Raw genomic sequence first — 12,533 nt, 5'->3', positions numbered from 1 at the left:
AAAGACAATGACTATGAACAAAAGATGTATCACAACAACACTGGCACTACTGCTGACAGTATTGACTGTCGCAGCAGGAACGAAGATTGTGGAAACCAAGCCACTCCGACCTTTTACTGTTCTGAATATCCTTGGTAGTGCCAAAGTGGTTTATATCCAAGGTAGCGGACATAGTGTGCGTCTGGAGGGTGACAAAGAAGAAATCGATCGCCTCGAAATCAAACAAACAGATAAGCACCTCAATATCGGTTACAAGACCACCAAGATTGGCGGCATTTATTATATGGGCAATGGATCAAACAACGGTTCGGTTACCATCTATGTCACTTCGCCTGCAATCAATGTGCTCAATGTGACAGGCAGCGCAGAGGTTGAAGTCGATAAGTATAAAGTTCAAACATCCATGCTGACTATGAATGTGACAGGGTCTGGATCCATACATATGAAAAATGCCAGCGTAGGAACTGCCACATGCAATGTAGCAGGGTCAGGTTGCATAAGTGTTGATGAGCTGCAAGCTGTCAATGCTTCTCTCGTTGTGAGTGGAAGTGGTATGGTCAAGGCACAAGTGGATTGCAGTGATAAACTGAATTGCGTAGTGGCAGGATCAGGAGACGTTAGTGTATCGGGAAGAACTGCTAACTATAGTAAATCGGTCATGGGATCAGGATGTGTTAGTGACAAGAAACTGAAATATACCAATCTTAGCAATGCCACAAGATATGACGGAAAACAGGCGTATGTGATTGACAGAACAGGAAGAAACCAAGGCAATGATACGGTGAACGGCATCGTGGCAAATCCTTAAAACTATACGGCATAAGACAAGGAAGGATACTGAAGGTGAACCAACAGCAGTTTGAACATACGGCAAAACAATTGCGCATGAAGGCCTGGCAAACGGCATCGCGCATGCTGAACGATAGCGATGATGCCGACGATGTGGCGAGCGAAACAATGCTTAGGCTATGGGCTGTGCATGATACGCTACACGACGAAACACATGCCGTCAGACTGGCTGTTGTCGTGGCTCGACATACTGCCATTGACCACCAACGACGACGGCGACCATCGGTCAGTATAGACAGTGGGACAAGAGTCATTCCTCTCGATATTCCCACCACCGATACACCTGACCGGAAGATGGAATGGGAGGAAAGCGAACAATGGCTGCGACAACGCATCGAACAACTGCCACCCAGAGAAATGCAGGTGTTGAGACTCAGACAGACTGAACGACGCACCAACACTGAGATTGCAGCACTACTGGGAATAGGCGAAGCATCTGTGGCAACCATGCTATCGGCAGCACGCCGAAAACTGTTTAATGATATCAAAGAAAGGAACCGACAATGACAAACCAACAACTCATCAATCTGCTCGAAAGCTTCATGGATGGACAAACGACAGTTGAACAGGAAACACAACTGGCTGACTTCTTCCGTCAAGCAACAGATGCCGACCGTCCCGAAGGAATCTCGAACGACGATTGGCAGGCCTATTGCGAGATGTTCCGCATGTTTGAAAACGGAATGGAAGATCATACGGCAACCATTCGTCCTGTAGGAACAGACGCTTCTGAGAAGAAACATCGCATCTTGCCACTGCGCTGGATGACGGCGGCTGCCTCGGTGGCTGTGTTGCTGGTTGGCGCACTGACACTTTGGAACCATACTACCGACCAACCGCAGCCGATAGCACAAAGTCAACCGGCCATCACTCCCGTTGAAACCGATACCGTGGCAGTGGATCGACGTCAGATACCATTAGACAGTATCACACCGCCCGCCAAAACCACTAAGCGGAAGATACGTCGACTACACAGCGTTCCACCGCCTCCTAAAGAATATCTGGCTGAGACTGGAACTACCAAGACGGTGGACAAGGCCATCAGTCAGGCTGACCTCGATGAAGCCGTGGCACAGGCAGAACTCTTGCTCCAAGCCATGCAACTGCAACAGATGGTTGAACTCAACGATAGTAAGATGCAATACCTCCAGGCTATGGATGCCCTTGATGCCGAAGAGGAAGAATATGTAGAACAATAAGCAAATAACTATACAACAATGAAACAAATAATACTTACCATGGTTGCCATGTGGGCAACTGTAAGTGCCTCGGCACAGGAAACAATCCAGAATGCATATCAAAAGGTTATTGGAAACTCGACGGTTGAACTGTTGTCGCGTTCCGATTATCAGGATCGAACCGACTCGCCAACCACTTACTGTAAGTTTACGGAGTTTAAAATACCGGAGAGCAATAAAAACCTCATTAAACAAATGGAACAAGCCATGTTAAAGGATCAGGACCGTGCTTATTCCTTTTTTATAAGAAAACCTGAAGCAAAGATGAACACACTCAACACCAAGAAAGTGGTGTATGGGCCAAACAATGAGTATGGGGTGACATTGGGAAGTAATAAGTCGCATTATTACTATTCTACCTTTTTCAAGGAACCGTCTGACTCTACTCGCCGCCATGCCTATGCCTTCGTGTGGTTTAAGGAAGGAAAGGATTTCCACTGCTACTACTATCATATCTATGGTCTGACTCCAGAAGCTGCTAAAAGCGTAACGATGAACAGCCTGTCGAGTCTCGCCAAGGGAAATCGCATACGTAGCACTCTTTCTGGCAATACGCTCATCATCGAGCGCTATGACGAACAGGGCAATAAAACCCTGCAACAGGTTAGTGTGTCAGACGACAGCAAAACAGCTGACGATCTGTCGGTAGATGATGTGACTGCTAAACCGTCGAAGGTCACCAATGATGTGGAGTTTATGACTCAGTTCGGACTACTCAGAGTGGCTTTCCTCGATGCCATCAAATACCCTAGCCAGAAAATGCTGCAGGTGGGGCTCGCTACTAAGATAGTGGCACTGTGTAAAGATCACAGCAGTCTCTTGACCTATGGCGAACGGACAACATGTAAGAATACTATTTTGGATATGACTAATATCATGAACAAAACCGTTCGCGGAGATATCTATCTTGAGGGAATGCTCAAACAAGCCATAGATTATCTCGGAAAGAAATAAACATACACAACATAAACACAAAACAATGATGAAAAGATATGTATGGGCAGCCATACTGCTACTCCTATGCCCTGTAGCGAAGGCGCAGAGCGACTCTGCTGCAGTAGCCACCGACACTACTGATGTCTATAAAAATGTGGGTTTGGGCGAACTGACCGTTAAGGCACAGCGACAAATGGTGAAGACTAAAGACGACCGCGTCAGCTATGATGTGGCTTCCGACCCTGAGGCAAAGACCAATCCGCTGATAGAGATGCTTAAGAAAGTGCCGTTTGTTACCGTCGATGCTGATGGTACGATCAAGGTCAAGGGTTCGAGTGATTTCAAAATATTCAAGAATGGCAGACCTGACCAGTCTTTTACCAACAATGCCAAGGAACTTTTCAAAGGACTGCCGGCAAGTATGGTGAAACGGATCGAGGTCATCACCGAACCTGGAGCTAAATATGATGCGGAAGGACTGGTGGGCATCCTCAATATCGTGATGGACCGACAGAGCCAGATGAAAGGACTGACGGGTACTGTCAGTTCGAACGGGACATTTGGAGATAGTGGCAATCCATACAATGGCAATCTCTTTCTTACAGCACAGACGGGCAAACTCACCATCGCGCCGTATTTCGGTATGGCATTTCAGAAATGGCATCAGACAGAAACAACCGACTATGTCTATACCGACACCAACAATCGGTACCACGATGAACGGAGAACATACAATCCGGGAAGAAACATGTGGTATGGCATGGATGCCAGTCTGGAACTCGACTCCTGCAATCTCTTGACTCTGGCGGCAAGTGGATTTGCCTATCGGGTGAAAGATGATGCAATAAAAAACACCCGACTGACCGATGCTGCTGGAAATCCAATCTATAGCATGCAGATGGACAGTAGAGATGTGTTGGCGCGCTATTTCGATATCGACTTGCAACTGTCCTATCAGCATAATTTCAGCAGAAAGGGCGAACTCCTTGCCATCGACTATCTGTTTTCTACCACCCGTTCTCATAGTGACGGAAGCTTAGACCTGTCACAGTGTTTGAACTATGGAGAATATGACAGCCAGTCTTTTGACAATCATACTACCTTCAGCGAACATACCCTGCAGATTGACTATGAACGTCCGTTTGGCAAGCATCATTCATTAGATGTGGGTGGTAAGTATGTGATGCGATTCAATAATAGTGATAACCTCAGGAGGGAATACCTCAACAGCGAACTCCTACGCTCGCCAGCTACTAAGTTTGACCATAAGACCGATGTGGGGGCTGCCTATGCTGAATATAAATATCGTCTCGGTGGATTTACCCTTGCTACCGGACTGCGCTACGAGACGTCACGCATGAAGGGATCATGGCCAGACGGTTCACAAGATGATTTCAGCAGACGTTTCAACGATATCGTTCCGTCTATTCGCACGACATGGCGCATCAATGATCAAAACTCACTGAAACTCGCTTATACCATGCGATTGTCAAGACCGGGCATCAGTTATCTGAACCCGTATCATAACGAAACACCAATTTCCGTCAGCTACGGAAATCCGCATTTGGGCACGTCGAAAGCTAATAATTTCACGTTGGGATACAACCTCATGACCACTAAACTGACCATCGGTCTCAATGCTTCATTCAGCCTCTGCGATGATGCTATTGCCGCAGTGAAATGGGTGGAAGACAATCGCTTCATGTCGAGTTACGACAATAGTGGTAAGGTTAACTACTTCCAGGTCGTGCCTTATATCCAGTGGCAGATTACTCCAACCACTAAACTCGTGAGCAATAGCACCGTCACTTGGGTGGACAAAGCCAATACTTCGCTTGGACTTGCCATGCATAGATGGAACTTCGATTCCTATAATCAACTGACACAGGAACTGCCTGCCAAACTGGCTTTGACCCTGTCTGCATATTTCGATTATGGCACTCCGACAACGCTTTACAGTTATGACTGTGCATGGCAGAACTTCTCCGTGTCGCTCCGTCGCTCCTTCCTTAAAGAAGATCGACTTACCACCTTTGTGCGTTGCAGTTATCGCAATGATATCAAAACCCATTACGTGAAAGGTGACTACATCGGCAGTCAGCGTGTTGATAGTCCTAACTGGAATCTGCAGTTTGGAGTGTCTTATCGCTTCGGAAGTCTGAAAGCATCGGTCAAGAAGACTGCCAAACAAGTGAGCAACGACGATTTGATGGGACGCAAATAATAGCATAAACACGCTCAATTACCCTGATGACTGATTATGAATAAACACTCTCAAACAATATGATGCTTCCATGTTGTGTCTGTGAAGATTTGCGGAATGCATCCTTTTTCTACTCCCATGTCGGATGACATGGGAGCTTTTTTATCTGAAAAACGATAGGAAAACCAATGAAATGTTGTATCTTTGTAGATTGAATGATGATGATTAAGTATGGACAAGGTACTGTCGCCAGGCGATGCAGCCATTGTCCGCCAACGTATGAATACTAATAGACAAGATATGGAAAAAACTTTTGAACAGCGGTTGCACGATGACCTGCACCGTTATCTGCTGGGAATGAAAGTGGTGGATGAGCGTCTGCCTGAATGTCCTGATGTAGAAGGACGATGGAAACAACTGATAGAGGCTTATCTCCCTGATGGCATCAGGGAGTTTGCTGCCTATCCTACCGTTTCGCTGGGATGGATGATGTTTATCGGCATGGCTATCGCATACATGTGGGACAAAGACTGGATGCGCTATAATGCTGATCCACAGCTTTACGAACTGTTGCGCGATGCGCGTGGCTACGATGCGATGGATGATCATATCATGGAGGATGTGCTCAGACTCGATGAGAATGGACGCAGAAAAACACAGGACATCGTGGCGGAGTGTGCCTCGCGCACCGATAATATGTTGCGTCACGAACATATACAGCCTGGCACCAAAGAGGCTTTTCAGGCCTATACACAATGTCTCCACCAACTCTATCTCATGGGAATGGCCATGCAACTCTCTGCCATGGGCTACCACATGACACCGCTGAATCCTGCAAACTGATGCGGAGATTTTTAGTATAAGAATCTTGCAAAGCACAATAACCCTTGAAAACAATAATGACCGACATCGTACCATGTCGGTCATTATTATTACTAGTGATGGCTAATCCCCAACTCGGACAGGAGGGTTAATAGCGAAGGATGGAAACGCCTGCTGAACGCAGATTGGGCATGGTCATACCGATGGAAGCTCCAATATAGGTGGGGTCGCATACGGTGTAACGCTTGCCATCGACGGTCAGAAAATCGCCTTTCACATCGCCTTTAAACTGTACGGCGGTGGCGATATGGTTGGGATAGTCGAGGTAAACGACATCAAGGCCAAGCAGTTCGCGAACCAACCAACCGAAGAGTACTGAACGGTCTTCGCAGTCGCAGGCAGGATAATAGAACAGTTCTTCAACGAAAAAGGGTTTCTCAAAACCAAACTGTTCTTCATCCGTAGCATATTTGAAACCGGTCTGCACAAAGTTCAATAGCAGATTGGCAGCATCAACTTCACTCTTTCCCTGTACAAGGGGACGTAATGTGCCGAGCACCTCTTGAGCTAAACTGCCTGCTACGGGTGCCTTGGCATAGACGCCATAGTCGCATTGGGGCATGGAGGCATAGAAGTCCATCAACGATTTGGAAACATTAACGCTGACACTGACATTGCCGGCTTTGTTGGTGCGCTGCCTACTGACTACGCCGCTGTTGAGGGCTGGAACATTGTTGAGGCGCATGGCAACGGGAGTCTTGGCTTTCTTCGAATCCTGATTACACATATAGAATGTGCAGGCCTCCGTGCCGTTGATGTTATAATAGTTCAATCCCTCTTTGGTGAAATAGGGGTGACCATAGACCATGCAGTCGGTGGCAACAAACAATAACAACTGGTTGCGATCGCCACGACGTGCCATCTTCGCACGGTAACCCAGTTCGTTGAGCAAGAACTGTTGCATGACAATACAGCTGTTTTCATCGTTGCATAAGGCTTCGGCTGCGGTTTTCACAAAGAGGAATACTCCCCAGTCGTTGAGGCGGAAGTCTTTCTGTGCCTGCTGGCAGTTGGCAATAAGAGGCTTGTAGTTGGAACGGCATAATGCTTCGTAACCGTCGGCAACGGCACATTCCTGACTGCTGGTGATATTGATAACGCCTTTCATCGATGCGTCAATATAGAGTTTGGTGTTGCAATAGTTGATGGCTACACTGGGGTAGAATTCCTTTTGCAACGAACTCTGCATAGCGGGTTTGGCTTTTGGCTTGGGTTGCGGCTTAACCGGTGTCGCCTGTGGTTTCGCAGGTGTTGTCGGTTCTGCTTTAGGTGCCACGGGTTGCGGCTTAACTGGTGTAGCCTGTGGCTTCGCAGGTTCTGCTTTTGGTGTATTACCTCCAATGATCGTGGGTGTATTTTGCTTAGCCACGATCACAGTAGGTTTTGGAGTTGGCTTGGGTTGTGGTTTTGGTGTTGGTTTGTCGAAGGTCAACTGATCCACATTCTTCACCTCTACCGTAGGACGTTGCTGTCCCTCGATGGTGGTCTGATTGAGAATATCCTTGATGGTCAGTTCCACTGGTGGAGTATCTTCAGGATGTTTTTGCTCGTCGTAGATGACAGGTTTCGGAGGTTCGGGTTTGGTATGTCGCTCCACGGGTTTCTTGGCTTCTGCCTTTTTCCATGGGTGGCGCAGAAACTCGATAAACTCCTTGTTGGCATCGTCGATGAATTTGTCGAACGAGGCATTCTCTTCTTGGATGAATTTGTCAAAATCGTCAGTAACGACTTGAGCAGACAAGGGAATACTTGCCAACGCTGTTACGGCGAGAAAAACGAGTCTTTTCATTGTTGAAGGTGTTAATGGTGAACAGTCTGTGAATAATGAAAAAATCGACAATCCGAAGCATACGACTGCCTTGCGGTCGGCTTTCGGATTGTCGATATGTGGTCGGTTAATCCTGAGCTACAGGTTCACCGATGAAGTTTTCTACTTCCTTGCTCAGATCCTTGAGAGCGGCTTTCTGCTTGGCTTCGCGTGCTGCGGCCTCGCGTGCTTTCTTGGCCTGTGTCTCGTCGATAGAAAGGAATACCTGGAATTCTTTCTTACCATCCACGTTGCGAACCATGGCGAAGTGTTCTTTTACCAAACCGGCAATCTTGGTGTTGACAGCCATTTCGTAAGCCTGACCGAATTTATCAATTTCCTCGGTGGTCATGCTGCTATTGTCTGAAGAGGCAATGCTCTTGGCTTTACCTACTACCTGAGCTTTCGCACGCATAGCATAGTTGGAAACGGCACTCATTGTAGCATTGTCGCGACCAATCTTGGGATTAGAACCTATTGCAATGCCGATGAGGCTGATACGGTTTTCCTCGTCTCCTTCAATATAGGTACGATACTTGGTCAGAGCATAATCCATGGTTGAGGCTGATGCAAGCATGGTCCATCCAGCCTTCTTCCATTCCTTGGTGGTTTTCTTGATGTCCTTTGCCAGGGCTTTCGACTGTGCCGAAACCATGGTTGAACCACACAGAATCATGGCTGCAAGGAGCAGCAGGTTGAAAATACGCTGTTTCATAATCTTCTTGTTTTTTGAGTTATTATTTAATAGTTTATAAACGGTTGCGGGTTATTCTTCCCAGTTGGTGGTGTAGGGGAGTGACACCTTGATGCGCTCCACGCCATTGGTGGTGGGGTTCACCACGGTGATGGTGCCTTTGACGAAAGCGAAGCGCGACTTCTTGGTGGTGCGGGCTTTCATCGTGCCTTCTGCCAGTGCTTTGACCTGGATAATGCCTTTAGAACCGAAGATGGCGTCGATGTCGTCGAATACCAACGGGGCGGTCAGTTCGGGCACTTCAAGTTCGATGCTCTTCAGACCGATGGTAATGCCTTGACGGTTGTTGAGAGTCATGCGGATATTGATGTCGGTCAGGGTGCGGTCTTGCTTGTTGACAGCATTGGCGGTGAGGATGATCTTGCCTTCGGGCACTACGGCTTGTGCAATATTAATGGTAGCATCGGCATCCACACCGATGATGGCACGCTGTTGCAGCTTCTTGTTTTCTATGCGCAACTGTATGTCGAGGAAGTTTTCTTCTTCGGGCAAACAGTCGGTGGCGTCAAAACTGATGAGGAAGGCACCGTCCTGTGGCTCTACGCTGATTTGTCCGGCGCAGTTTGATTTAACGGTGGGCACCTTGGCAACGCGCACGGGTTTGCCTTTCAGCAATACTTGTACCAGATAGGTATTGTCGTCGGTGAAGCGTCCGGTGATGGCGAGAGCGTCATAGAGTTGGCGGTAGCGCAACATGAGCCCTTCCGCTTGTTTCACGCGGACATCATCAAAGAAGTACTCCTTCAATGCTGCCAACTGGGTGATAGCGGCTTTGATGTCTGCCACATCGGCAATATCGTCAATACCGTCTTCCAGGGCTTGGTATTGTGCCACTTTCTCAGCATCAATCTTCTCAAACTGACTTTGTAGCGTGCGCTGTTCGGTACGAGAGTAGGGGTAGAGCACCGAATACTCGTAAAACTCCTTCTTGGTTTGCTTGTCGCGCATGCGACGCCAATAGACCTCTTCCACCTTGGCTTGCGAGATACCTTTGAGGAACGGCAGGTTGGCAGACTTCATCTTAGCGATGCGGTTGTATTCGTCGCGCGATTCCACACCGTCGTTGGTCACGGTTTCGCTGGCCACGTTGCGTTGTGTCACGCTGACATTGCTGGCCACCGAGAGGATGATGCGCTCAGTCACTTCGTTCATCGCCTTGACCTGTGCCTGGGCTAAGGTGGGGGCTGTCACGCTGACCACGAGTTTGCCTTCTACGGCTGTGCCGAGCCATGCGGGCACTTTCTTGGCACTACTCTCCACCACCTTGTTTTGTGCATAGATCGTCACGATGGCGAGCATCGTGCATGCGAGGGTTATCAGTCGTTTCATAATGGTCTGTATTTATAAGTAGGTGTTATGCTACCATTCTACTGGCAGATTGCGAATCTCAATGATGGCATCGCGCACTTTCAGTTTGATGTATGAAATCTTGGGGATGAAATGGTCTGCCTTGATGAGGTAGAAGTCTTGCTTCATAGCCAGTTTCGGAGGCATATTGCGCCAGTCGTAACTGCTGTCGTTTTCGTTGACGGAGAAGTTGTAGCGCTCCAACTCCTTGGCATTCTCATCGAAGGCTGATTTGATTTCAATATCACCTTTTTCCGTGTTCATGCGGCGGTTGCAGAATTCTGTTTCGATGGTGATGCGGTTCTGTTCTTTATTGCCGTAGCAACGCAATATGCGGAAATCGAGGTCGTTCACCGAGATCGTCAGTTCGTAAGGAGGCATCTGGGGTGCCTTCTGGTCGATGACGGGAGTGGCGGGCTGTGGCTTTTCCACTTCCACGATGACGGGTTTCTCCACTTCCACGATGACGGGTTTCTCCACTTCCTTCTCTACGATGACGGTATCTGGACCGGCAGGGATATTGGCGGCAATCTCTTGCTGAAGGGCATAAGCCTGATCGTAGCAGGGAATGTTGCCTGTCACAGCCGACAGATAAATGACAGCCTCTTGATAGCGGCGTTGGTTATACAGTGCTTGTGCCTTCTGCAGGATGATGGCGCAGTTGGCGGCATAGTAGTCGGCTATCTTCTGACGGGTGGTACGTATGAATCGGGTGAAGGCGGGGTTGGTCACCTTGATATTCTGCACCAGCTTCATCAGCGCCTTGTCTTTATCGCCTACGGCATCAGCCTCCACGGGGATGGTCAGACTGTAGTACTCCGTGCCGTCGATGATATTCTTGGCGATGAGCACCAGTTCGCCTTTGGCAACTGATACGTTGCGCACCATTCCCTCGGTAGAGAGCACATCGCCCAGCGAGAGGGCTGGTTCAATGGCAAACACATTATACACGTCGGCTGCTGCTGCGCTGTTGCGGTTGAGCACCTGGTGCATCTTGAGGTCGAGTGCATCAATGACTTCTGCAGGCAAATTCTTATCCGTGGCTTTCACGGTTGAGAAATGGATGTCGCTCTGCGCATATCCTACGATGGCAAGCGTCATCATTGCTATTTGTGTGAACAGTCTTTTCATACTCTTGGTAATTATTGTTGATACTCAGTCCCTGGAATTTATTCAATGACAATCTCCAACTTCTGTCCCTGTGCGGTAATGGTGGCTTTGTAGTTGTCACCAAACTGTGTGCGGAAGAATTTGCGGAGGTCGCTGCTGAAATTAGAGATGGTGTATGAACGTCCGCGCTCTGCATTCCACAAGGGGATGTTGAGGGCGATGTGTACAAACTTATCGGTACTGTTGCTCATGTCATAGACACTCTGCTGGGCATGTTCGCGCAACCAGTCGTCGAGGGCGTCTTTGAAGTTGTTACCCGATTCAGGACTGTCTTGGTCGAAGTCCCAGTCGCTGATGCTCTGTGAGAGGGTCAGGTCAATATAGATTTCACGTCCGTCGGCTACCATCTTCTCAAACGAGCTCTTGATCTGCTCGAAGAAGTCGGCAGTAATCTTTTTCATAGAATACTCCACGAGTTCGGTATTGCCTGTACTTCCCTTGTAGTATTTGCCACTGGGGAAGGTGGCTGCAGCGAGGTTGCCGTTGGTCTGATTCTCCACAGCACTCAGGTTGAGGTTACACTCGATGTGGTTCTGGTTGTCTGCCAGTACTTTGGCATCAACCTTGACAACGATGTCGCCTGGCAACTGTTGCACAATCTTGGTCTTCAAGTCCGACTTGCTGCCCATGCGCATCATCTCATCTCTCTTGGAGTTCTGCAACTGAGTGATGAAATTGCGGGTCTTGTAACCGTGCTTGGCAAATTCAGCAGTGACACGGGTGAGGGCATATTTCAACGCCTCATTATTCTCTGCTGCTTTGCGCATCGCCTCAAAGTCGGTACCATTGCTGCTGTTCACTTCTGGCACAATGACGATGGTGGGATTGAGGGCGGCGGTAGCTTTCACCTGCTTCTTACCATCCACCCATGTGGGCGAAACAGCAATGCTGTTGTGCTGTAGGTCAGCAATCAGCGACTTCGTATTGATGGTCACCGTCACAACCACTTTCTTTTTCTTCGTCACCTTCATATCATCAACCTCCTTGGGTTCGTCGGTGAGATAGTTGATGTATCGTGACTCAGAGAAGAAACGGTAGTCGTAGTCCTTGCGGGGTACGGCTATCATGGGAGTACCACCTTTCAGTCCTGCCACACCAGAGTGAAACAGCGTGTTGAATGCTGACTTGATGGCGAGGGCGGTAGCTTCCTTTTTCTTGTCGGCAGTGCCCGATGATCGTAATGTTACATTACCGTTTTCCTCCGACACCAGTTCGGCATCGTTGGAATATACTTGTGCGAAAAGGTTGGGGCAGAGCATCAGTCCCAACAGGAAACAGATAATCTTTTTCATATCTATACTTCGTGGTTTATTGGCTTAAAACCCTCATCGGTCAGCAGGCCGACGA

11 protein-coding genes are annotated in these 12,533 nt (G+C 48.3%); 6 read left to right on the top strand and 5 right to left on the bottom strand.

Translation table 11 applies throughout. The features are described from left to right. Positions 1 to 13: 13 nt before the first annotated feature. The 6 genes from CIK89_RS10770 to CIK89_RS10745 all read left to right on the top strand — a co-directional run bounded on the left by CIK89_RS10770 (position 14) and on the right by CIK89_RS10745 (position 6,069). Complete coding sequence (locus tag CIK89_RS10770; RefSeq protein ID WP_158215016.1) at positions 14 to 808, top strand: GIN domain-containing protein; 795 nt, start codon at positions 14 to 16, stop codon at positions 806 to 808. Between the two features lie 35 nt (positions 809 to 843). Continuing rightward, entirely contained in the window at positions 844 to 1,356 is a 513-nt protein-coding gene (locus CIK89_RS10765; RefSeq protein WP_158215015.1) for an RNA polymerase sigma factor, read from the top strand. Continuing rightward, positions 1,353 to 2,048 carry a hypothetical protein gene (locus CIK89_RS10760; RefSeq protein WP_094391372.1) on the top strand — a complete coding sequence of 232 codons (696 nt, stop codon included), beginning with the start codon at positions 1,353 to 1,355 and terminating at the stop codon, positions 2,046 to 2,048. Before CIK89_RS10765 ends, CIK89_RS10760 begins: the two co-directional genes overlap by 4 nt. An 18-nt stretch (positions 2,049 to 2,066) precedes the next feature. Continuing rightward, positions 2,067 to 3,041, top strand: a complete 975-nt coding sequence (locus CIK89_RS10755) for a hypothetical protein (protein WP_094391371.1) — start codon at positions 2,067 to 2,069, stop codon at positions 3,039 to 3,041. A 25-nt stretch (positions 3,042 to 3,066) separates the two neighbouring features. Further along, positions 3,067 to 5,247, top strand: a complete 2,181-nt coding sequence (locus CIK89_RS10750; protein WP_094391370.1) for a TonB-dependent receptor domain-containing protein — start codon at positions 3,067 to 3,069, stop codon at positions 5,245 to 5,247. 210 nt (positions 5,248 to 5,457) lie between these two features. Further along, complete coding sequence (locus CIK89_RS10745) at positions 5,458 to 6,069, top strand: hypothetical protein (RefSeq protein WP_371593451.1); 612 nt, start codon at positions 5,458 to 5,460, stop codon at positions 6,067 to 6,069. A 127-nt stretch (positions 6,070 to 6,196) separates the two neighbouring features. Here the strand turns inward: CIK89_RS10745 and CIK89_RS10740 are convergent, their stop codons facing one another. From CIK89_RS10740 to CIK89_RS10720, 5 genes are all read right to left on the bottom strand, one after another. Then, positions 6,197 to 7,897 (bottom strand): hypothetical protein, encoded by a 1,701-nt coding sequence (locus tag CIK89_RS10740; protein WP_094391369.1) that lies wholly within the window; start codon positions 7,895 to 7,897, stop codon positions 6,197 to 6,199. Between the two features lie 106 nt (positions 7,898 to 8,003). Further along, a complete protein-coding gene (locus tag CIK89_RS10735) occupies positions 8,004 to 8,630 on the bottom strand; it encodes a hypothetical protein (protein ID WP_094391368.1) in 627 nt (208 codons plus the stop codon). 51 nt (positions 8,631 to 8,681) lie between these two features. Beyond that, entirely contained in the window at positions 8,682 to 9,998 is a 1,317-nt protein-coding gene (locus CIK89_RS10730) for a plethodontid receptivity factor PRF (RefSeq protein WP_094391367.1), read from the bottom strand. A gap of 30 nt (positions 9,999 to 10,028) precedes the next feature. Then, a complete protein-coding gene (locus tag CIK89_RS10725; RefSeq protein WP_094391366.1) occupies positions 10,029 to 11,147 on the bottom strand; it encodes a hypothetical protein in 1,119 nt (372 codons plus the stop codon). 38 nt (positions 11,148 to 11,185) lie between these two features. Beyond that, on the bottom strand, positions 11,186 to 12,478 hold the full coding sequence (locus tag CIK89_RS10720) for a DUF6175 family protein (protein WP_094391365.1): 1,293 nt from the start codon (positions 12,476 to 12,478) through the stop codon (positions 11,186 to 11,188). Between the last annotated feature and the right edge of the window lie 55 nt (positions 12,479 to 12,533).

This window comes from Prevotella sp. P4-119 (genome assembly GCF_002251345.1).
In the GTDB taxonomy this organism is placed as follows: domain Bacteria; phylum Bacteroidota; class Bacteroidia; order Bacteroidales; family Bacteroidaceae; genus Prevotella.
This window is presented reverse-complemented; position numbering and strand designations above follow the sequence as displayed.